Source organism: Pseudoalteromonas sp. SANK 73390, from assembly GCF_054966645.1.
This window is the reverse complement of record NZ_ARPN01000188.1, coordinates 18,334-40,799: the sequence shown is the minus strand read 5'-3', so window position 1 is coordinate 40,799 and position 22,466 is coordinate 18,334. Positions and strand designations below refer to the sequence as shown.

The window sequence follows — 22,466 nt, the reverse complement described above, 5'->3', positions numbered from 1 at the left end:
TGCGTTATCACCTAACTGATATAGAATAACTATGCGGCATAGGTTCTGCCTTGGGAAAACACTCGAATGACTGCTGCAAAAACACACAGTAAAGAACAATAGACCCGAAGTACTCTATTTTGAGGTAATGAAACTTTATTAATAATAAGGCGTAAATTTACTATCTATTTGTCCTAAAAGAAAAATTATAGCTCGGCTAGTGTCAGATTTAGCCCCTCAAAACGATTAAGTATTATTACGCATTAGTATAATAAGTATGAGCACAAGCATTTCTTCTTTAACTGCGCTAAAATAGTCGGTTACACCTTATGCTGCTTTATGTCATTTTTGAGTCATACACTCTATGTCTGAGTAGCTAACACACGACATTATCGCATTCTCACGGGGTTTTTGTATGTCAGATAAGAGCTATATCACCGCACAGCAATTGCTAGAAGATTCATTTCGTGTTGCCGCGCAAGTTTATGAAGACGACTTTCGTCCAGACTTTATCATTGGTATTTGGCGCGGAGGTGCGCCAATTGGTATCGCAGTGCAGGAATATTATGATTATAAAGGTATTGAAACCGACCATATTGCTGTACGTACTTCGTCATATTATGGCATTGGGAAACAGTCAAAAGAGATCAAGGTTCATGGTTTGCATTACATCATAGAAAATGCAAATGCAGGCGACTCTTTATTAATTGTTGATGATGTATTTGACTCTGGTCGCAGTATTTTTGCGTTAAAAGAAAAACTTGCTGAACTAATGCGCTTGAACTTGCCAAAAGATATTCGTGTGGCTTGCCCTTATTACAAGCCAAACAACACTAAAGTGCCAATGAAGCCAGATTACTATATTCATGAGTCTGATGAGTGGTTGGTATTTCCACATGAGCTTTCTGGACTTACGCCAGATGAGATCATCGCAGGTAAATCAGACTTGAGTAATATCAAGGCGTTATTTAAGTAAGACATAGCTCTAAGCTGGCCAATCTGAAGGCTAGCTTAGAGCTATATTTGTGCAAAACTATCTACAAAATCTTCTAGCGCATCTATATCTACAGGTTTTAAACCGTCACTACTTCTCACTATTAAGCCTTTGTCTACCAATTCAGTCACCACACGTCTGTAAGCTCGTTCAGTAGTAGCAAAACGCTCAGCTTCTGCATTTACTGTTGGGTAAGCGCGAAGTAATGTTGGATTATTGTTTTCAGCTCGTAATAAACAGTCTTTGGCGATGTTATAGCTCAGTGGTAATAATAACTTGTCGAGATTAATTTTTTGATTTTCAGCAAATTTAGCCGCAATAGTTTGCGCGGTATATAAGCTCAATTCTGGTTGGTCGAGCAACAATTGTCGCCAATGCTTTAATTCAATCAGGTTGTATTGAACGTTACTTAAGCAGGTGACGGTATAGATACATGGCTGATTATTCAGTGCTTCAATTTCGCCTATTAAGGTATTGTTGCAGTCAAGTTGTCCTAACAATAAACGTCTACCATTACCAACGTCATAACTAAAAGAAACCGTACCACTTCTTACCAGAATTAACTTTGTTAAAGGCTCATCTTGATGGATTAATACGTCTTTTTTACTGTGAACAAATGCGTTACCAGCAAAGCTCAGTAACTGCTCTACAAGATTAGTTGAAAAATGATATTGAAACATCTAGATGGCTCTTCGGACATTTGTCCTATTTATTAATATTGAATAAAGATAGCATGGCCGTAATGATTTTACGCTAACTCATACCTGCTATTGAGGTTTTTCTCGTTTAGCCCCCGTCCCGTGTTAGAGCTTACTAACTAATTCAAGGGGTTTGTGAGTTAGCTTTTTTCTTCTAGGCTTTATTACACACATCTTTACTACGCGGCCCTCTATGCTAACTCAACTAATAGGAGAGAACAAATGACTTGGGAATATTTAGGCTATATTGCCTCGGTTTTTTTGGTTATCTCTTTGATGATGAGCAACGTAACCAAACTACGGTGGTTTAACTTAACGGGCTGTATTTGTTTTACAGTGTATGGAGTAATGATACAAGCATGGCCAGTTGCTTTGACCAACGGCTTGTTGGCTTTCGTTAATTTATATCACTTATATAAGCTGCATCGATCTGATTAGCTTCAATGCAGCAGTGTTGCTTAACGTTGATAAACTAAGTTACCCGCAAGCCAAGTTTGTAGTACTTGAATATCAGCAATTTGCGCTGCATTTACTTTAAAATAGTCTTTGTCAACTAGAATAAAGTCTGCCCACTTACCTTGCTCTAAGCTGCCGAGTTTATATTCTTGAAACGCTGCATAAGCTGCATCGAGTGTAAATGCGCGCAATGCTTGCTCTCGATTAAGTGTCTCTTGTGTTCGCCAGCCATTTTTAGGTTGGCTATTACGAGACATACGGGTAACAGCAGCATGTAAACCATGGAACGGGTTAGCGAGCTCAACTGGAAAGTCAGAGCCCGCTGCAATTTTGCTCCCTTGAGTTAAAAATGTTTGCCAAGCGTAAGCACCACGTAGTTGCTCATTGTTTAAACGTTGCTCAGCCATGTGCATATCTGATGTCGCATGAATAGGCTGCATTGAAGGTATGATTGAAAGTGCTTTAAACCGCTTAATATCATTAGGGTGAACAATTTGCGCATGTTCAATGCGATTGCGAAGTAGCTTTCCCCCAACTTTGTTAAAGATATTTTCATAGCTATCGAGCACGATACGGTTAGCTTTATCGCCAATCGCGTGAGTATGAGCACTATAACCGTGAGAGAAACTTTGCTTAAGTAGCGTTTCAAGTTGAGATTGGGTTTCTAGCATCAAGCCTTGGTGGCCTTTTCTGTCATGATAATCCTCTAATAACGCAGCGCCACGGCTGCCCAATGCACCGTCCGCATAAATTTTTACGCTGCGAATGCTCAGGTAATCATTTTTTTCTTTTATTACCCCATGTTTCAGCATTTCCGACAAGTGTGAGTCACCTGCACTTAACATCCCATAAATGCGCAGGGGTAGTGTGTGTTGCTTTGCTCGTTGTTGATAAAGGTGCCAAGTTTCATACTCAATTCCCGCATCATGTGCTGAGGTAATGCCTAAGCTAAGTAAATGCTTACCAGCGGTGTTCAACGCGAGTTGTCTTTGCTCATCAGTTGCTGGTGGAATATGAGTAACAATAAGTTGTTCAGCTTTGTCGATAAATACACCACTAGGTTGACCATTCGTTAAGCGAATAACTTCACCACCTGGCGGTGTGTTACTATCTTTATTAATTCCGGCGAGCGCCATTGCCTTACTATTGGCCCATACTGCATGACCATCAACGCGAGTAAGTACCACTGGGCGATCGTTAATATATTCATCCAGCTGCTTTGCCGTTGGGAACTGTTTACCCGGCCATAATGTTTGATCCCAGCCTCGTCCAGTGATCCAGCCTTTTGGTGCCTGTGCTGTATACGCTTGAAGCTTCTTGCCAACTTCATTAACAGACTGACTGCCCCTTAAATCTAGTTGTAGTAGGTTGTTACCTAAACCAATAATATGGCCATGGGCATCTATTAAACCTGGTAGTAATGTACGTTCTTTTCCATCTATTTTATTAGCTTGAGGAAACTCATCTATGATGGAGTCATTACCTGTTTTTACTACTTTACCGTCTTTAAATACTAAAGTGGTAAAAGTCGTTAACTCTCCTTTTTGCGTAGGAGAGTAGCCATGAACGTTATGAATAAGGGTTGTTTGAGCATAAGTTGCGCTACTACATAGTAACAAAACGAGACGTACAAAAAGCTTCATAGGGTTAGCCTGTTTTAATTATTGTCTTTTGGTATTCACCATAGCGTAGTTTTAATGATGACTCAAAATAATGATATGATTGGACTTTGTTGTTGTATAAGGAACTGTGATGAAGCTGTTTATGGTTTATTTAGGGGGACGTGTGAGTGGTTGTCATATTGAAATGCACGACGTACGTTTTGTGATAGGAAAACAAATAGAAGACTGCTATCAAAAATTAAAAGCCCAATGGGTTGGCGATAGAGCAGCTGTGCATATGGACTCTTATGTTGAAATAAAACATGCAGATGGTTATGAAGTGAGCTTGGTCAAAGAGAAACCTGCGCATAACCATAAATTATTTTTTGTTAATTTGGGTGCTTATGTGCCTGAGCGCTTAGCTGAGCAGCATGACTTTGCTTTGTTTGTTGCAAAGGACGCATATGAAGCGAAAGAAAAAGCGAAATACAGTCTCCTCAATGGAATGACTCACCTTCACAAAGATAATTTACATGACGTGGATGATTGTTTTGCTATTGATTTACTTGATGAGCAATATTTTATAGCGCTAAAGCCAAGTGGTAAAAGTCAGCCTTTAACCCCTGATTGGTTTGGTTACCATATTCTCTAAATACTTTATTTAGAGGAATCTTGTTTGTCTGCTTTTATCGCAATTTTTATGGCAATAAGTACGATTGCAAACATTAAAAATGGTAACGCCGCCAAGGCATATTCAGCAACATTACTGTTTTGATAGCTAGGCTGCAAAATAAAGTGTCCGCCAATACACAGCGCGATTGTAACAAACAGTAGTGGCAACATAATCAGTTCTTTACGTTTTGAGTGTGTTTTCATGAATGATTCCTCTACCTAGCAGTGTGGCATTATTTTTAAAATTGAGTATTGACGTTGATCATAAAAGCGACAAGCGCACTAGCAAGGCCAACTGGTTTGAATACGTAAAGTTGCTGCTTTTATGCTTTTAAAGCGTAAATTCGGTGCAGATATTATCACTTTAACTTCATATGAACAAAATTAACTTGTGCCACATACAGGCTCTGATATAACTGATTTTTTAAGTGTTGGAATGAGGTTATGAAGCAGCAGATCATAGTGGTAAAATTGGGAACGAGCGTGCTTACAGCGGGAGGTATTCATTTGCATAAACCGCGTATGGTTGAGCTTGTTCGACAGTGTGCAGAACTTAAACAGCAAGGCCATCACATTGTACTGGTATCAAGTGGCGCTGTTGCCGCCGGTCGCTCTCAATTAAGCCAACCTTGTGGTGATTCTATCGCACAGAAACAAATGTTAGCAGCTATAGGACAGGGGCAGTTAATTCATTTATGGCAAACATTGTTTGCTTTGTACGATATTCCTGTTGCGCAAATGCTTCTAACACGCGCTGATGTGGAGCACCGTGAACGTTACCTAACGGCAAGAGATACCTTGACTCAGCTACTTAAACATCAAGTTGTGCCTATTATTAATGAAAATGATGCAGTGGCCACCAGTGAAATAAAAGTGGGCGACAACGACAATTTATCAGCTATGGTGGCTATTTTAGCTAACGCAAATAAGTTGATATTACTGACCGATCAGGCTGGGCTATTTACAGCTGATCCGCGTATAGACCCTGACGCTCAACTCATCGCTCAAGTTAACAAGATAGATGACGCGCTGCGTGCTTTAGCAGGTGACAGTGGCACATCTTTGGGCACAGGTGGTATGAATACTAAATTACAAGCTGCGGATATAGCTCAACGTGCAGGCATCGAAACAGTGATAGCGAAGGGGAGCGAAACGAACATCGTAGTAAAAGTCATGGAACAAGTCGCAACGAGCACAACCTTTATACGTTTTGATGCGCCCCTCGATGGCCGTAAAAAGTGGTTGCTCTGCGCGCCAAAATCAACGGGTACTATCACCATTGATATTGGTGCTTGCGAGGCGATATTGACGCAAGGCGCTAGTTTGTTAGCTAAAGGTGTTATGGCCGTTACTGGTCGTTTTACTCGAGGTGATTTAGTGACTATTACAAACCAGGGTGGGCAGCTTCTTGCTAGAGGGTTATGTGCTTTTTCTGAGCAAGAGCTAGGTATGATAAAAGGTTGTCATAGTTCAGACATTGCCAATTGCTTAGGGTATAAGGCATCTAATGTCATTGTACATAGAGATGATATGGTACTACTTTAAACTCTAATTACTGAATTGGCTTAGTGTGCAAAATTAATCACTTAGGCTAAAGTTAATGAAAGGATAATAATAGGCAGATTGGGAATGAACGAGCACACACCTTGTGGCTATGAATGGACAATTAAGCTTATTTCGCAAAATTGCGAAAATGCCTTAGATAAGTGTTTATTAGCTACATTAAATCAAGTGTTAGGGTACGGTAGTGCATTTGCTATGTATTTCAGTAAAAGCCTCTCCATTCGTCAGCACCCGTGTTTAATATTTAATTCAGGTTTATTAGCAAGTGACGATAAGTCGTTAAATGATGTCACTCAACTAGATATTCCTGAGTTAACTACCCGCTTAACAAAGCTTCGCCAAGATGTAACCGTACTTAATTTAGCGCAAGCACAGGTTTTACCTATTCGTTATCAAGGTTTAATGCTTGGTTTTTTAGTGATTGATACTCAGGCTAAACCGTCAATGACGAGCACTGAGTATGCTGTTGTTTCACATATTTTAAATGTGTATGTTCATCAATCGGCCACTTTGCATTATGCGCGCTTAGACCCACTTACACAGCTTTTAAACAGACAGACCTTTGATGAGAAAGTGGTTGATATTGTCTCGGGTAATGAGACATGGTTTATGCGTGACGGCTACGGTGAACGGCGCTGGTACATGGCAATTGTAGACATAGACCTATTCAAAAAAGTAAATGATACCTATGGGCATGTTATGGGTGATGAGGTCATTTTATTGGTGGCGCAATTATTAAAAAGTAACTTTCGCGTTGAAGACTATGTATTTCGTTATGGCGGTGAGGAGTTTGCTGTGGTTTTCCCGTGCGAGAATGAAGCACTAGCCATAGAAACACTTGATAGAGTTAGGCATAACATTGATCAAATGAAGTTTCCACAAGTTGGAAATGTGACTGTCAGCATGGGCTTTGTAGAGCTTAAAGGAGATATACAAGTAGCTGACTTTGTAAATCGTGCTGACAAAGCCTTGTATCAGTCAAAGCAAGATGGGAGAAACCGGGTGACCGCGTACTCAAGTTTAAAAGAGAAGGTAAATTCTCACCAAACTGGCGATATTGAATTATTTTAGCTTGTGTTAACATAGCGACCATTCATTTTACTTATGGGAGCGAACATGAAGTTTGTACGTTGGTTTTTAGGGCGCATTATTTTGTTGCTCGACTTTATATTTACGCCGCGCAGCAAAAAGCGACCTGTTGATGCACAGCAAAAGCTTGATACACATACGCAAACATTAAAGTTATACCAGTTCAAAGCCTGTCCGTTTTGTGTAAAGGTGCGCCGTGCGATTAAACGTGAAGGGCTCAATATTGAAACGCGTGATGCTAAAAATAATCCTCAGTTTCGTCAAGAACTCGCACAGCAAGGTGGCAAAGTAAAAGTGCCTTGTTTGCGTATCGAACAAGATAACAAAGTTACTTGGTTATACGAATCAAGTGACATCGTAAATTACCTAGAAAAACTAGAACGTGCAGCATAATTTAACGCACGCTTTGAAGTGTTGAATGTTTTAGTTACCAAGCGGTTATGCTAGCATAATCGCCCATCATCTATTGTTAGAAACTTAAAGAGAAACACCATGACTATCCGTACTCGTGTTGCCCCGTCACCGACGGGTGATCCGCATTTAGGTACCGCTTATATTGCCCTTTTTAACTACTGTTTTGCTAAGCAGCAAGGTGGTGAGTTTGTTTTACGTATTGAAGATACCGACCAAGTACGCAGCACACCAGAGTCAGAGCAAGCGATTATGGATAGCTTACGTTGGTTGGGCCTGAATTGGGATCATGGTCCTGATGTGGGTGGTGAGTTTGGCCCTTATCGCCAATCACAGCGTAGTGACTTATATAAAAAATATGCGCATCAACTGGTTGAACAGAGTAAGGCGTTTTACTGTTTTGCCAGCGCACAAGAGCTTGATGAAATGCGTGAACAGCAAATGGCAGAAGGTCTGCGTCCAAAATATGATGGACGCGGTTTGTTATTAAGCGAAGCACAAATAAAAGAAAACCTAGCAGCGGGTAAGCCTTATGTTATTCGTATGAACATACCTAGCGACGGTACTTTTAAATTTAACGATTATTTACGTGGTGAGATTGAGATCCCGTGGGAAAACGTAGATATGCAAGTATTGTTAAAAGCGGATGGCTTTCCAACATACTTCTTAGCTAACGTAGTCGATGATCATCATATGAAAATTAGCCATATTTTCCGTGGCGAAGAGTGGATCAACTCTGCACCTAAACTACTAAAATTGTACGAAGATTTTGGTTGGGAGGCCCCGGTGCTTGGCCATTTGCCATTACTGCGTAACCCTGACAAGTCAAAACTATCAAAGCGTAAAAACCCAACCTCTATTAATTACTACAAAGAAATGGGCTTTTTACCTGAAGCAGTATTGAACTACCTAGGTCGTATGGGTTGGTCTATGCCAGATGAGCGTGAAAAGTTTACGCTTGCTGAAATGATCGAACATTTTGATATGAAGCGGGTCTCATTAGGTGGTCCAGTATTTGATGTTGATAAATTAAGCTGGTTAAATGGCTTATGGATCCGTGAAAACTTAAGTGACGAAGAACTTATTCAACGCTTTGTTGATTGGAAGTTTAATGCACAAACATTAGCGCGTATTTTGCCTGAAGCTAAAGCACGTATTAATACGCTTTCTGATTTAGTTGATTTAGCAGGGCACTTTGTTTCTGGTCAGCCAGAATATGACCCAGCATTATTAACCGCTGGTAAGGCTGATGAAGAAGTGGTACGCCAAGCATTACAGTTCTTTATTTGGCAATTAGAAGGTGTACGTAGTTGGCAAAAATCTGAAATTTTTGCGATAGCGAAAGCCGTTGCGACTTTCCATGAGTTAAAAATTAAAGAGTTTTTAGAGCCTATCTTTGTTGCCATTACTGGAAAGCAATCTTCAACGTCTGTGATTGATGCGATGGAAGTACTTGGGTCTGATTTATCTCGTGCCCGTTTGCGTGTAGCACTTGCGCACATCGGTGTCTCTAAAAAACAAGCAAAGAAACTAGAAAAAGCGTATAGAGAGTTTCCACAAGCATAATCTATCTGCATGATAATTAAACGAAAAGCCGCTACATTCGTTGTGCGGCTTTTTTTATTATGCATAAAAGTGAACAGATATGACCTCTAAATCGTCTTATTCTGCTAACATAGCCCGGTTTTATAGTCATAAAGAACAGGTGTATGTTAAATCAATTTTACCAACAAGATGGTGAGCAGGTTGTGATCTCCCGCCAGCAGGCCAGTGAATTTGCCAAGCGTGTGGCCGATGATTTTAATCCTTTGCATGATGTTGATGCGAAAAAGTTTTGCGTACCGGGTGATTTATTATTTGCTTTGGTATTAGCGCGTTACGGTGTGAGTGAAAATATGCACTTTACCTTTGCTGGCATGGTTGATGAAACCTCTAAGCTAAATTTTCCTGCTGGTAGTGATGAGTTTGCGATTACCTCACAAGATAAGATAATGCTATCGGTAAAGCGAGACGGCGATAATAACTTATGTCAAAGCTTGGTAGAGAGTTTAACTAAAAACTATGTTGAGTTCTCAGGCACCACTTTTCCGCATGTTATTATTCCTTTAATGGCAAAGCAGGATGTGATGATAAACCCTGCTCGCCCGATGGTTATTTATGAATCAATGGCGATTCATTTGGATAAGCTAGACCTTAAAACGCTCGAACTAGAAGCAGATACGCCAGAATTTAATTATGAAGGCAAGCGCGGTAAAATTATTTTGCGTTTTAACTTGCTCAGTGAAGGTGAAAAGGTGGGCCGTGGTGAAAAACATATGCTGGTATCTGGTATTCGTGCTTATTGCCAAGAGACGGTAGATGGCCTAATTGATTATTATAATAACCGTAAAGCCACACTATAACGGATAAGAGCCTATCAAGCGCGCATCCAAAGCGCGCTTTTGCTATACTGCTCGCAACTTGCATTTATCATCAATTATACCCATGTCATTTCAAGCACTTTTGCTCGCCCAAGAATTAAACCAAGCGCTCGCACAACTTAATTTTGTTATTCCAACCCCAATACAAATGCAGAGTATCCCGTTGCTATTGGCAGGTCACGATTTGGTTGCGACTGCGCAAACAGGTACCGGTAAAACAGCAGCCTTTATGTTGCCCATTTTGCATCACTTGTTGGCAAAACCAGAGCAATTAGGGCAAGTAAGAGTGTTGGTAGTTACCCCAACAAGAGAGCTTGCACAGCAGGTGGCACAAAGCGCGCAAAGCTATGGGCAATGTACTTCGCTAAAAGTGGCTTGTTTATACGGTGGAGCTAATATTGGGCCACAAGAAAAAGCGCTTAAAGCAGGTGTTGATGTTGTGGTCGCAACCCCTGGGCGATTGCTGGATCATTTAATAAAAGGAACTTTATCGCTTAAGCAAGTATCGCATTTGGTGTTTGATGAAGCGGATAGAATTTTGGATATGGGCTTTATTGGCGAAATAAAGCGGGTAATGCGTCATTTACCAGCAAAGCGCCAAACCATGTTGTTTTCAGCCACGATAGATGAACAAGTGCAAACCTTAGTTAAGCAATGGCTTAACGAGCCAAAGCGTATTAGCGTGGACAAACAAAACAGTGCGGCACAAAAAGTAGAACAAGTGTTTTATGCTGTTGATGAAGATCGTAAGCGCGAATTAATGTCACACCTGATAGGTAAAAACAATTGGCAGCAAGTGCTGGTGTTTACCCGCACTAAAAATATGGCTGATGAACTGGCCAAAGAGCTAAATAAAGATGGCCTAGCTACATTGGCTATTCATGGTGATAAGTCTCAAGGAGCCAGGGATAAAGCGCTGAGCCAATTTAAAACAGGAAAAACTCGTGTATTGGTGGCAACAGATGTGGCAGCACGTGGTTTGGATATTGTTGATTTAGACTATGTAATTAACGCAGAGCTGCCATATATTGCTGAAGATTATGTACACCGCATCGGGCGCACAGGACGCGCTGGCAAAACTGGCTATGCACTGTCTTTGGTGAGTATTGATGAGCAGTGGTTACTTGAAGAAATTGAAGTGGTTTTGGATGAGCGCCTAACGCCTCAGTGGTTACCCGGCTACGAGCCAGATTTAAGCAAAGACCCCAAAGATAACCGCAAAAACAGTAATAAATCACGTAAACAAAGAGACAAAAAGCGTATTTTAAATAAGCGCTCAACACGTCGTCGTTGATCATCAACCCTTTATGTTAAAACTTTATAATCGTCTACCCCGCATACATCGGCGGGATGGAACGGCTTTATGTATTGTCTTGTTTTTAAATACCTTAACTTACTGAGAGTGTTAGGGTTTGGCTTGAAAAGTCTTTACTAAACACCAGTACCATTTCATATACTTGGGTGATGCTCATTACGGTTTTCAATCCTTTTTAGCGAATGGAAATCTTTTACAAAAAGAAAATATATTGTTAGCAACGAAGTGAAAATGAGAATGGCAATGGCAATGTCAGCGTTATCAATTTTTAAAAATAGTATTAAAGTCATAATAACACTGTTGTTTGAGGATATTTGAAGTGTATTGAATGTAAGTATTTTGTTTATATTTGTCGAGCTTTGTTGTTGGTATTTTGTACGCAAACATAGGTATGCTAATTTAACCGGCTCAGTTTTGAGCCGTTATTTGGGTAGCCATTAAATAAAGGAGTTATTAATGGGGTTTGCTACAGAAATGTCGCCGTATTATATCGTTGGTACCATTTTTATGGTGCTTGTTCAGTTGTTTTTAGCGTATGGGGTATATCACGAAGTTGAGCAATTAAAACAGCGGCAGCAAAAGCTGTGGTTTGTTTGCTCTTTCTTTTGGTTTTTACTGACTTTAAATATAGGTATTTTGGCCGCCGTGGCGTTTTGGCTAATACATTGCTCTAATCTTAAAGAAATGCCACCTAAGCCCCTGTTATACCCTTTTCGCTGATTGGCAAAAGCACGGCTGTTGCGTACTTTTTTAACCAAGCTGAGTTTACTTGACTGCGCGCGAATTAGGCAATTTGTTGTTCTGCTAATTTTAACTCCATGGTGGCTTTAAGCAATCGATATAAGTTGATTGACGCGTCAATTTCTTCTTTGCGGTTGGTTAAACTTTCAATATTTAAGCCCAGTGGTACATCTAAATGAGCACAGTTTTTTAGAATTTGGTCTAAGTTTTCACGGCAAACTCTAATTGATTCACTCAGTGAATTATCCGCATCTAAAATACGCCATTGTGTTGCTTCTGGTACTGATATGCCCAACCACTGCATAAACTCTAAGGTTTTTTGTCCGCCGCAGGGTGAAAACGTTAAAATAATACGCTGAGGTTTGAGCCCTTGCTGGCGACACGACCGTGCATAGCTGGTAATTAAGTCTACCGTTGCTTGGGCGTTATAAACGGCTTGAGAAATAAAAAACTCACAGCCTTGGTTGGTTTTTTCTAATAACCTATCATGTTCGTTGCGTTTGCTTGCATGGCGCTCCGCAATGGTCACTCCACCGAGAAAAAATTCATCTTGATGTGCCGCGAGGGCTTTATAAGCATCAGATAGACTGAGTTTAATATCACCACTAGCAGAGGGGCTGCCAACCAAAACTAAATTTTTCAAATTATATTGCTGCTTTGTATTACTCAGCCAATCACTGAATTCACTCGCCTCACGTTGTGCCACGCTTTTGTAGGTGATCACATCTAAATGTGAGAGTTTGCGAATTAGCTGAGAATACTCACATGGATCAACCGTGTGTTTAAACGGAAAAGGTCGTGGAGCTTGAGTTCGACTGCTTTCGTCTTGAATGTCATAAACAACCACACCATCGTACTCAATTTCATGTAAACGATTGAGCAGTTTGGTCGCAATACTTTCAAGTTTGCTTTCATCGGTACCCACTTTTGGTGGCGTTGTGCCAATGAGGTATACCCCTTGTTTAGGGTCTAATATTTTCTCTTGTAGTGATAACGCCATGACTCTCGTTTAAGCTCAGTTCATTTCAATAAGTTTAATATAGCAGCCATTTAGACGTCTAGATAGATTTTTTTAGTGAAAGATATTCAATAGGTATGAATTTTTTTCAAGTTGATATTGCTTTAAAATTGACGCTTAACATATTTGTTTACAGTTAATTTGGTTCAGAGGTGTCGCCGAGAATTAAAAATATTGCATAATGTAGATAATAAAAAACGCCTGTCAGTGGTAATGGCGTAATAATTGATAATAAATTCAGGGAATATTATGACATTTAAATTATTGGCAACGGGTCTTGCGGTCACTCTGGCCCTAACTGGTTGCGTTAGTAATAGTGCAAAGCAAACCAACAACTCAGTGCAAGCCCAAACGAGTAATAAAGTATTTTCTCAAGATTACTTACTTGAAGAGCTAGACAATGGCTTGCGTGTGATGGTAGTTAAAACAGATTACCCTGATGTTGTGTCTGTACAAATACCTGTATCTGTGGGCTCTAGAAATGAAGTGGAAGCCGGTCGAACAGGCTTTGCACACTTTTTTGAACATATGATGTTTAAGGGTTCTGAAAAGTATCCACAAGACGTATACGCAGATATTTTGAAAAACTCAGGCGTAGATAATCGTGCATACACAACAAATGACTATACCAACTATTATCTTAGCTTTTCTAAGCAGCATCTAGATAAAGTACTGGAAATTGAAGCTGATATTTTTCAAAACCTGAGCTATACCGAAGCACAATTTCGTACCGAAGCACTGACAGTAAAAGGGGAGTATTTAAAAAATAATGCTAACCCAATTCGACAAATGTTAAGTGCGGTACGCAATGAAGCCTTTGAAAAGCACACTTATAAACATACAACTATGGGCTTTTTTGAAGATATTGAAGCCATGCCTGAGCAAATGAGCTATGGGCAAACCTTCTTTGAGCGCTTTTATAATCCTGAGTATGTTTCTTTGGTGATTGTGGGTGATGTAGACCCAAAAACCACCATGGAAATGGTAAAAAAACATTGGGGTAACTGGGAAAAGGGCGACTATGTTGCGGATATTCCCCAAGAGCCAAAGCAAGCAGCTGCAAAGTATGTACATAAACAAAGTGAAGGTTTACCGGGTCATTGGTTGTTGGTTTCATACAAGGGCACAACATTTGAGCCAGAGAAAAAAGACCGCGCCGCGCTTGATTTGATTTCTGATTTGTACTTTTCACAAACCTCTGAGCTTTACCAGCAGCTAGTGGTAGAAAAACAAATTGCCAGTCAAATGTTTACTTATAATCCAGAAACAAAAGACCCTGGTTTATTACACGTATTTGTAAAAGTTGATGATGAGCAAGACCTTGCCACAGTGCGTGATGCGATTAACCAAACTTACGCACAAGCGCGCACACAATTGGTTGATAGTGACAAGCTTACAGCACTTAAGTCTAATCGCAAATATAGCTTTATTAATGGGTTAGATTCATCCCAAGCCATTGCATCAACACTGGCGCAATACATGCATTTTGAGCGAGACCCTGAAGTAGTTAACCAGCTGTATGCCTCGGCTGATGCAATTACTGCGCAAGATATTCAAAATGTTGCCAATCAATACTTTGTTGATTCAGGCCGTACAACGGTGACAATGTCTGCACTTGAGTCAGTACCAGGATTTGATGAAGAAGTCTCGTTGCAAGCTTTAGTTGATAAAGCTCAGCAACCTACAGAGCGCCATTTTAATGTATTAGATAAAAGTAATAGCTCACCGCTTGTAGATATAAATTTACTGTTTTATACCGGTGCTGCTGCAGACCCTGAAGGTAAAAAAGGATTGGCTGCGATGACTGCGGCGATGATAGCTAATGGTGGTTCACAAAATAAAGCGTATAAAGAAATTCAAAAAGCACTTTACCCAATTGCAGGTTCTTTTGATTATCAAATAGACAAAGAAATGTTGTCTTTGCGTGGCCGAGTACATAAAGATAATACTCAGCAGTGGTATGCTCTGTTAAGCGACCAGCTTTTGAATCCAGGATTTAGAGAAGATGACTTTAAACGCCTGAAAAAAGAAATGGTAGATAACATCAAATCAAGCCTAAAGGCTTCTAATGATGAAGAGCTAGGTAAAGAAGTGTTGTATCACAAGCTTTACCAAGGCCATCCATATGAAAGTTATAACCTAGGTGATTTGTCTGATCTTGAGTCTTTAACTCTTGAAGATGTAAAAGCATTTTATGCAACACACTTTACTCAAGCGAGATTAAATGTGGGTATAACAGGTGCAATACCTGAGAAGGTAAAAATGCAGCTATTGGCTGATTTAACTAAGCTACCAAAAGGTGACGAAGCACGCTTAACGATTCCAGATGCGCCTGAACTTGTGGGTCATCATGCCACAATCGTCGAAAAGAGTGCCAAATCAACAGCGGTATCGTTTGGTTTTCCAATCGACACGATTCGTAGTAGTAAAGATTGGACGGCATTGTGGTTGGTGCGCTCTTATTTTGGCGAGCACAGAAATTCGAATAGTTTCTTATATCAGCGAATTCGAGAAGTACGCGGTATGAACTATGGTGATTACGCTTACATTGAATATTTCCCACGTGGTATGTTCCAAACCAAACCAGATGCGAACTTAGGCCGTTCTGAACAAATATTCCAAGTATGGTTGCGTCCGCTGCGCTCTAACAATGACGCACACTTTGCCACCCGTGTTGCACTATTTGAACTTGATAAGCTGATAGAAAAAGGCATGAGTGAAGAGGATTTTAATGCAACTCGTAATTTCTTAAGTAATTATGTGGCGCAATTAGTTGCCAGCCAAGACCGTCAATTAGGGTACGCATTGGATAGTCAATTCTATGATATTGATAATTTTGTTGAGTATGTTCGCGCGCAACTTGGAAGTTTAAGTGTGCAAGACGTTAATCGCGTTATTCGTGAAAACTTGCAAACAGAAAATATCCAATATGTGTTTGTGACTGGCGATGGCAAAGACATGCAGCAACGCTTGAGCGAAGAGCGTCAATCTGCAATGAGTTATAATTCTGAAAAGCCTGAGCAGTTGCTAATTCAGGATAATAAGATATCAACCTATAAGCTCAATATACCAGCACAAAATATAGAAGTGCTTGATGTAAAATCAGTATTTGAGTAAGTACTTAATCACTTAATCAGAGCCGCACACTATAATGTGCGGCTTTTTCGTTTTAAGGCCTCGCAGAGTATACATTGCGCTTCAAATAGCACTTTGTTATAACTAATTACTATATAGTTTTCTATTACGGTAACACTACTTGAGGTTTTATCGATAGAATCAGAACAGTTTATGTGGATAAAGGTATCGCTATGCGTCATGAAATATGGCAACAACTTCGTACAGAAGCTAAAGAGCTTGTTAATCATGAGCCATTACTCGCCAGTCATGTGTATTCAAGTATATTAAATCATGAATGCTTAGGTTCGGCTTTGAGCTTTATTGTGGCCAATAAACTTGCAGATGCGGTGGTATCGGCGTTTACAATACGTGAGTTATTTGATCAGGCTTTTGTTGATTGCGATCATATGCTGACCCATGTTGCTCAGGATATCAAAGCAGTTAAAGATCGAGACCCAGCGGCCGATAGTTACTTAACTGTAATTTTAAATCTTAAAGGCTTCCATGCAATTCAAGCACACAGATTGGCACATTGCTTATGGCGACAAAATAGAAAAGAACTTGCTCGATTTATCCAAAGTAGAACATCTGAGGTCTTTGGTGTTGACATCCATCCTGCTTGTAAAGTCGGTCATGGTATTATGTTTGACCATGCTACAGGTATAGTTATTGGTGAAACGGCTGTTATTGAAGATAACGTGTCTATTTTACAATCTGTGACCTTAGGTGGAACAGGCAATGAGCAAGGTGATCGACACCCTAAAATTAGAGCTGGCGTGCTAATTGGTGCAGGCGCTAAAGTATTAGGGAATATTGAAGTGGGTGAGGGCGCACGCATTGGCGCGGGGTCTGTAGTACTCAGTGCCGTCGCTGCACACACGACTGTTGTCGGAATTCCAGCGAAAGTAGTGGGTAAGCCATGCAGTCCATGTCCAGCAAAAAGCATGAACCAAAACTTTCTTGAAGACGACCCCGAAAATAAGTCTCATACTAGTGCGATGATTTAGGTCTTTGATATGCGCGGAGTGGGTGTTTTGATTTTGATGATGCTGACCTTCGCTATGGGCATAATAACCGAGCGATTATGGCTAGCAGATAAGCCCTTTCTACACCCTGCTGTAGAGGCTAAAATACCAATTAAAAGCTCTGATTTACACGCTCAGAGCACCCCACAAGCTGAGGCTGAGCCTCGCGAAGTTAACCTATCTAAAGCGCTTAATCTAAGCACTGGCACACAACAAAATACTATTACTCGTTTACAAAATGAGAATGAGCAATTACGCCAACAGTTAAGTAATAGCACTGAACAAGCGATGTCTGCGCCAGTACGTGTGCCTAACAGCGATTTGAATACGTTATTAACACAGCAATATCAACAAGAAAGCCGCGACCCTTTGTGGGCTGATGAGCTTGAACTACAACTTAATGATTTTCTTTATCAAAACGACTTAAGCCATGTTGTTTCTTTGCAAGCGTATGGATGCAAATCAACTGTGTGCCAAATGAAACTGGCCCCCCATGGCAATGTGCAAGACTTTGATGAAGCGCAATGGCGGGTGGTCAGTGAAAGGTTGTTTGCACAAAGTTGGTTCAAGCGTTTCACCATGAGTACATCAACAAGTACGAAAGAACACATGGTGATCCATTTAAGTATACAGCAGGTGTATGATCAATGAGGTTTTACCTCTATGACTTGGGAATGAACCTCACCATTACTTAATTGTGTAACTAATGGCTGAGAGTGATTGACTTGAGATACTGATTTTATGACTTTTCCTCGTTGTTTGGTAATGCTGTAACCCCTTGCTAAAACATTTAATGGGCTAACGCTATTTAATCGTGCAGCATAAAGTGCTAATTGATTTTGTTGCGTATTTAAACTTGTTTGCATCTCTCGATTTAGTGCGTCTTTTAAGTGTTGAAGTTGTTTCTGTGCATCGCTAAGCTGCTTACTCGGGTGCTGGTGGCTTAACCTTTGTTTAGCCAGTGCAAGGGCATTGCTTCGTTTAGCCTGCGTCTGCATAAATGCTCGTGTTAAACGAGCGCTAAATTCATCCACTTTTTGTTGTTGCTGTAGCAATTGGTTTTCTGGATGTTGAAGTTGCAACCGCTGCTCAAGCCCTTTACAGTCTTGCTTTGCATGTTTTATTAATTGTAAAATTTGCGTGTGTAAGGCGCGTTTGTGTTGTTGTACTTGTTGTTGCAGTGCTTGTTGATCTGGGCTCACCAGTTCAGCGGCTGCAGAGGGGGTTGCAGCGCGTAAATCGGCAACGTAGTCAGAAATAGTGGTATCTATCTCATGCCCAACGGCACTGATCACGGGTAACTCACTGGCAAAAATGGCACGTGCCAAATGCTCCTCATTAAAACACCACAAATCTTCTAAAGAGCCGCCTCCGCGACCAATAATCAATACATCTACTTCTTTGCGTTGATTAGCCAGAGCTAGCTTTTCTATTAATTGTAAATGTGCTTCTTTACCTTGCACCTGTGCCGGGTAAATAACGACTTCTAATTGCGGTGCTCTACGTTTAAGTACGGTCAAAATATCTTTAATAGCAGCGCCTGTGGCTGAGGTGATAACGCCAACTTTATTAATATTATTCGGTAGCGACTTTTTATGTGTTGAACTAAATAGTCCCTCAGCAGCTAACTGCATTTTTAAAGCGTCAAATTGCTGTTTTAATAAGCCCTCACCAGCAGGCTCCATTTTTTCAACGATCAATTGATAATCGCCTCTGGGTTCATACACTGAAACGCGTGCTTGGACTTCAACTTGTGCACCATTGGTGGGTTTGTACTGACAATAGCGATTATTACCACGCCACATTGCGGCTTTTATTTGTGCTTTGTCATCTTTTAAGGAAAAATACCAATGACCAGAAGCGGGTGCCACAAAATTTGAGATTTCACCGCTTAGGTGAATAGAAGCAAAACCTTGCTCCAAAATGGCTCTAATTTCTTTGTTTAACCTCGAAACGGTGTAAGTTTTGGTGTTAATAGAGTGAAAACCTGATAATGACATAGGAAGCCCCATAAAAAATTCATGGCTACTTTATCATATTTTTTATCAAATTTTATTTACTCGCATAGGGAACACTGATAAAATTTGCACGCAATTCCTTATACTCAGTTCCACGTGAGAGAAACCGCAACCATGCTAAGAATTGCAAAAGAAGCCCTAACCTTTGATGATGTGTTATTAGTTCCTGCACATTCTACTGTTTTACCTCATACAGCAAATCTATCAACGCGATTAACGCGTGGTATTGAATTAAACTTGCCTTTAGTTTCTGCATCTATGGATACAGTCACCGAAGCTCGCCTCGCGATTGCTCTAGCGCAAGAAGGCGGGATTGGTTTTATTCACAAGAACATGACCCTAGAAGAGCAAGCGAATAACGTACGTAAAGTAAAAGCGTATGAAGCTGGCATCGTGTCTTTTCCGGTTACCGTGTCTGCTGATTTAACGATTGCACAAGCAAATTCATTAGCAGAAGAGAAAGGCTTTTCAGGCTTTCCTGTTACTGGCCCAGATAATCACTTAGAAGGGATTGTAACTAGCCGTGATATGCGCTTTGAAACTAAGTTAGATCAGCCTGTTTCAACAGTGATGACAACAAAAGAGAACTTAGTCACGGTGAAAGAGGGGGCTTCTCGTGAAGAGATTCTAGGCCTAATGCACGAGCACCGTATTGAGAAAATTTTAGTGGTTGATGATGCATTCAAGCTAAAAGGCATGATCACTGTAAAAGATTATCAAAAAGCGCAAGAGAAACCCAATGCTTGTAAAGATGAGCAAGGTCGTTTACGTGTAGGTGCTGCTGTAGGCGTTGGCGCTGGGACTGATGAGCGTATCGCAGCTTTAGTTGAAGCAGGCGTAGATGTGTTACTTATTGATACCTCACATGGCCATTCTCAAGGTGTTATTGACCGAGTTAAAGCAACCCGTGAAGCATACCCTAACTTGCAGATTGTAGCTGGCAATGTTGCTACTGCTGAAGGTGCCATTGCCCTTGCTGATGCAGGTGTTGATGCAGTTAAAGTAGGAATTGGCCCTGGATCAATTTGTACGACTCGTATTGTTACTGGCTGTGGTGTACCACAAATTACGGCAATTTCAGATGCGGTTGATGGCCTTAAAGGTCGAGATATCCCCGTAATTGCTGATGGTGGTATTCGCTTCTCAGGTGATATTGTTAAAGCATTAGTGGCTGGCGCATCTTGCGTGATGGTTGGCTCTATGCTCGCTGGTACTGAAGAATCTCCTGGTGAAGTTGAACTATATCAAGGCCGTTATTACAAGTCATACCGTGGTATGGGCTCACTTGGTGCGATGAATCAAAAAGAAGGTTCATCAGATCGTTACTTCCAAAAGTCTAATCAGGCAGACAAGCTGGTGCCAGAAGGTATTGAAGGGCGTGTTGCTTATAAAGGACCAATTGCCACGATTATTCACCAACAAGTTGGTGGTATTCGCAGTGCTATGGGCTTAACGGGCTGCGCAACCATTGAGCAACTAAATACAAAACCGCAGTTTGTACGTGTCACATCTGCAGGTATGGGTGAATCGCATGTGCATGACGTGCAGATCACCAAAGAAGCCCCTAACTACCGAATGGGCTAACACGCTGATTGTATGAGTGTGTAAAATGGGCTAGCGATTGCTAGCCCTTCTTAATTATAAGTAAAGCTGCATTATGTGCTTTACTACATTTAGTCGTTTCCTAACTTACGAGATTATCAATGAGCAAAGATATCCATGATTCCCGCATTTTGATCTTAGACTTTGGTTCACAGTACACACAGTTGATTGCACGTCGCGTACGTGAAATCGGTGTTTATTGTGAGCTTTGGGCTTGGGACGTTACCGAAGAGCAGATCCGTGAGTTTAACCCTCAAGGGATTATCCTTTCAGGTGGCCCTGAGTCTACAACGCTAGAGAATAGCCCAAAAGCGCCTGAATATGTGTTTAATGCGGGCGTGCCTGTTTTAGGTGTTTGCTATGGAATGCAAACGATGGCTGCACAGTTAGGCGGCTCAGTACATAGCTCAGACAAAAAAGAATTTGGTTATGCGCGTGTTGAAAAGGTGGGTAGCTGTCAATTGTTTGATCAAATTCAAGATCATATTGAAGACGGTGCAGACTTTTTAGATGTATGGATGAGTCATGGTGATAAAGTGGCACAGATCCCTAGTACTTTTGTGACTACAGCTAAAACTGAAACTTGTCCACATGCAGCGATGTCATGGGAAGAAAAGCATTTTTATGGTGTGCAATTTCACCCAGAAGTGACGCATACACAGCAAGGTCAGCGTTTGCTAGAGCGTTTTGTTGTTGATATTTGTGGTTGTGAAAAGTTATGGACATCGGCACAAATCATTGAAAATGCCATCGAGCGTATCAAAGAAAAAGTAGGTGGCGACGAAGTTATTTTAGGCCTATCTGGTGGTGTTGATTCATCCGTAGTTGCGATGCTTGTTCATCGTGCCATAGGTGACAAACTGACGTGTGTATTTGTTGATAATGGCTTGTTACGTCTTAATGAGGGTGAGCAAGTGATGGAGATGTTTGGTGATAAGTTCGGTTTGAACATCATCAAAGTAGATGCAGAAGAGCGATTCTTAAAAGCACTTGAAGGTATTGATGAGCCTGAAGCAAAGCGTAAGTCAATTGGTCATACTTTCATTGAAGTGTTTGATGAGCAAGCAAGCAAGCTTGAGAATGCTAAATGGCTAGCGCAAGGGACTATTTATCCTGATGTGATTGAATCTGCGGCTTCTGCAACAGGTAAAGCACATGTCATTAAGTCTCATCATAATGTGGGCGGCTTGCCAGATGATATGGAAATGGGCCTAGTTGAGCCATTACGTGAGTTATTTAAAGACGAAGTACGTAAAATAGGCTTAGAACTTGGTTTACCTTATGACATGCTTTATCGCCACCCATTTCCTGGTCCAGGTTTAGGTGTTCGTGTTTTGGGCGAAATCAAAAAAGAATATTGCGACTTGCTACGCCGTGCTGATGCTATCTTTATTGAAGAGTTGCACAAGGCTGATCTTTATCACAAAGTTTCTCAAGCCTTTACGGTATTTTTACCAGTACGCTCGGTAGGCGTCATGGGTGATGCGCGTAAATACGACTGGGTGGTATCGCTGCGTTGCGTAGAGACAATTGACTTTATGACTGCGCGTTGGTCACATCTGCCATATGAGTTCCTAGGGCAGGTGTCGAATAGAATTATCAATGAAATAGATGGTATTTCTCGTGTGGTTTACGATATTTCAGGTAAACCACCAGCAACGATTGAATGGGAATAAGCGATTAATCGCAACTCAACTTAAATTTTAAGAGCGAATCATTAAATATTCGCTCTTTTGTTTATTTAAGA

General features: G+C 40.8%; 20 protein-coding genes. 15 read left to right on the top strand and 5 right to left on the bottom strand.

The window, feature by feature from the left end:
• The first annotated feature begins 394 nt into the window (after positions 1 to 394).
• Positions 395 to 955 carry a phosphoribosyltransferase gene (locus tag SANK73390_RS20665; RefSeq protein ID WP_462768206.1) on the top strand — a complete coding sequence of 187 codons (561 nt, stop codon included), beginning with the start codon at positions 395 to 397 and terminating at the stop codon, positions 953 to 955.
• A gap of 41 nt (positions 956 to 996) precedes the next feature.
• Here the strand turns inward: SANK73390_RS20665 and SANK73390_RS20660 are convergent, their stop codons facing one another.
• Positions 997 to 1,653 (bottom strand): Crp/Fnr family transcriptional regulator, encoded by a 657-nt coding sequence (locus SANK73390_RS20660; protein WP_261592649.1) that lies wholly within the window; start codon positions 1,651 to 1,653, stop codon positions 997 to 999.
• A gap of 240 nt (positions 1,654 to 1,893) precedes the next feature.
• Here SANK73390_RS20660 and SANK73390_RS20655 point away from each other — a divergent pair, with 240 nt between their 5' ends.
• A complete protein-coding gene (locus tag SANK73390_RS20655) occupies positions 1,894 to 2,109 on the top strand; it encodes a YgjV family protein (protein ID WP_462768205.1) in 216 nt (71 codons plus the stop codon).
• A gap of 20 nt (positions 2,110 to 2,129) precedes the next feature.
• Here the strand turns inward: SANK73390_RS20655 and SANK73390_RS20650 are convergent, their stop codons facing one another.
• Positions 2,130 to 3,770, bottom strand: coding sequence for an amidohydrolase (locus SANK73390_RS20650; protein WP_462768204.1), 1,641 nt, complete (start codon positions 3,768 to 3,770; stop codon positions 2,130 to 2,132).
• Positions 3,771 to 3,879: 109 nt separating this feature from the next.
• Here SANK73390_RS20650 and SANK73390_RS20645 point away from each other — a divergent pair, with 109 nt between their 5' ends.
• Entirely contained in the window at positions 3,880 to 4,380 is a 501-nt protein-coding gene (locus tag SANK73390_RS20645; RefSeq protein ID WP_261626799.1) for a DUF1543 domain-containing protein, read from the top strand.
• A 5-nt stretch (positions 4,381 to 4,385) separates the two neighbouring features.
• Here SANK73390_RS20645 and SANK73390_RS20640 read toward each other — a convergent pair whose 3' ends face one another.
• A complete protein-coding gene (locus SANK73390_RS20640; RefSeq protein ID WP_462768203.1) occupies positions 4,386 to 4,604 on the bottom strand; it encodes a hypothetical protein in 219 nt (72 codons plus the stop codon).
• 240 nt (positions 4,605 to 4,844) lie between these two features.
• Between SANK73390_RS20640 and proB the strand changes: the two genes are divergently transcribed.
• The 7 genes from proB (at position 4,845) to SANK73390_RS20605 (ending at position 11,918) form a co-directional block, all read left to right on the top strand.
• Positions 4,845 to 5,945, top strand: a complete 1,101-nt coding sequence (gene proB, locus SANK73390_RS20635; protein WP_462768202.1) for a glutamate 5-kinase — start codon at positions 4,845 to 4,847, stop codon at positions 5,943 to 5,945.
• A gap of 84 nt (positions 5,946 to 6,029) precedes the next feature.
• Positions 6,030 to 7,034: a GGDEF domain-containing protein gene (locus tag SANK73390_RS20630; RefSeq protein ID WP_462768201.1), complete on the top strand. Its 1,005-nt coding sequence runs from the start codon at positions 6,030 to 6,032 to the stop codon at positions 7,032 to 7,034.
• A 45-nt stretch (positions 7,035 to 7,079) separates the two neighbouring features.
• Entirely contained in the window at positions 7,080 to 7,445 is a 366-nt protein-coding gene (locus SANK73390_RS20625; protein WP_462768200.1) for a glutaredoxin family protein, read from the top strand.
• 99 nt (positions 7,446 to 7,544) lie between these two features.
• Positions 7,545 to 9,029, top strand: a complete 1,485-nt coding sequence (gltX, locus tag SANK73390_RS20620; RefSeq protein WP_462768199.1) for a glutamate--tRNA ligase — start codon at positions 7,545 to 7,547, stop codon at positions 9,027 to 9,029.
• Between the two features lie 143 nt (positions 9,030 to 9,172).
• Positions 9,173 to 9,865 carry a DUF3581 family protein gene (locus SANK73390_RS20615; RefSeq protein ID WP_462768198.1) on the top strand — a complete coding sequence of 231 codons (693 nt, stop codon included), beginning with the start codon at positions 9,173 to 9,175 and terminating at the stop codon, positions 9,863 to 9,865.
• A gap of 82 nt (positions 9,866 to 9,947) precedes the next feature.
• A complete protein-coding gene (locus SANK73390_RS20610; protein ID WP_462768197.1) occupies positions 9,948 to 11,177 on the top strand; it encodes a DEAD/DEAH box helicase in 1,230 nt (409 codons plus the stop codon).
• A gap of 477 nt (positions 11,178 to 11,654) precedes the next feature.
• Positions 11,655 to 11,918, top strand: coding sequence for a hypothetical protein (locus SANK73390_RS20605; RefSeq protein ID WP_462768196.1), 264 nt, complete (start codon positions 11,655 to 11,657; stop codon positions 11,916 to 11,918).
• 64 nt (positions 11,919 to 11,982) lie between these two features.
• Here the strand turns inward: SANK73390_RS20605 and SANK73390_RS20600 are convergent, their stop codons facing one another.
• The gene (locus tag SANK73390_RS20600; RefSeq protein WP_462768195.1) at positions 11,983 to 12,939 is read right to left on the bottom strand and encodes a methylenetetrahydrofolate reductase; all 957 of its coding nucleotides are present in this window, start codon (positions 12,937 to 12,939) and stop codon (positions 11,983 to 11,985) included.
• 267 nt (positions 12,940 to 13,206) lie between these two features.
• Here SANK73390_RS20600 and SANK73390_RS20595 point away from each other — a divergent pair, with 267 nt between their 5' ends.
• From SANK73390_RS20595 to SANK73390_RS20585, 3 genes are all read left to right on the top strand, one after another.
• Entirely contained in the window at positions 13,207 to 16,074 is a 2,868-nt protein-coding gene (locus SANK73390_RS20595; protein WP_462768194.1) for a M16 family metallopeptidase, read from the top strand.
• 191 nt (positions 16,075 to 16,265) lie between these two features.
• Positions 16,266 to 17,081, top strand: a complete 816-nt coding sequence (gene cysE / locus SANK73390_RS20590; RefSeq protein ID WP_462768193.1) for a serine O-acetyltransferase — start codon at positions 16,266 to 16,268, stop codon at positions 17,079 to 17,081.
• Between the two features lie 9 nt (positions 17,082 to 17,090).
• Entirely contained in the window at positions 17,091 to 17,750 is a 660-nt protein-coding gene (locus SANK73390_RS20585; RefSeq protein WP_462768192.1) for a hypothetical protein, read from the top strand.
• Here the strand turns inward: SANK73390_RS20585 and xseA are convergent.
• Positions 17,744 to 19,099 carry an exodeoxyribonuclease VII large subunit gene (xseA, locus tag SANK73390_RS20580; RefSeq protein WP_462768191.1) on the bottom strand — a complete coding sequence of 452 codons (1,356 nt, stop codon included), beginning with the start codon at positions 19,097 to 19,099 and terminating at the stop codon, positions 17,744 to 17,746. The genes SANK73390_RS20585 and xseA overlap by 7 nt on opposite strands.
• A 132-nt stretch (positions 19,100 to 19,231) precedes the next feature.
• Here xseA and guaB point away from each other — a divergent pair, with 132 nt between their 5' ends.
• On the top strand, positions 19,232 to 20,701 hold the full coding sequence (gene guaB, locus SANK73390_RS20575) for an IMP dehydrogenase (RefSeq protein ID WP_261592632.1): 1,470 nt from the start codon (positions 19,232 to 19,234) through the stop codon (positions 20,699 to 20,701).
• A 119-nt stretch (positions 20,702 to 20,820) separates the two neighbouring features.
• The gene (gene guaA, locus SANK73390_RS20570) at positions 20,821 to 22,395 is read left to right on the top strand and encodes a glutamine-hydrolyzing GMP synthase (RefSeq protein WP_462768190.1); all 1,575 of its coding nucleotides are present in this window, start codon (positions 20,821 to 20,823) and stop codon (positions 22,393 to 22,395) included.
• Positions 22,396 to 22,466 lie beyond the last annotated feature (71 nt).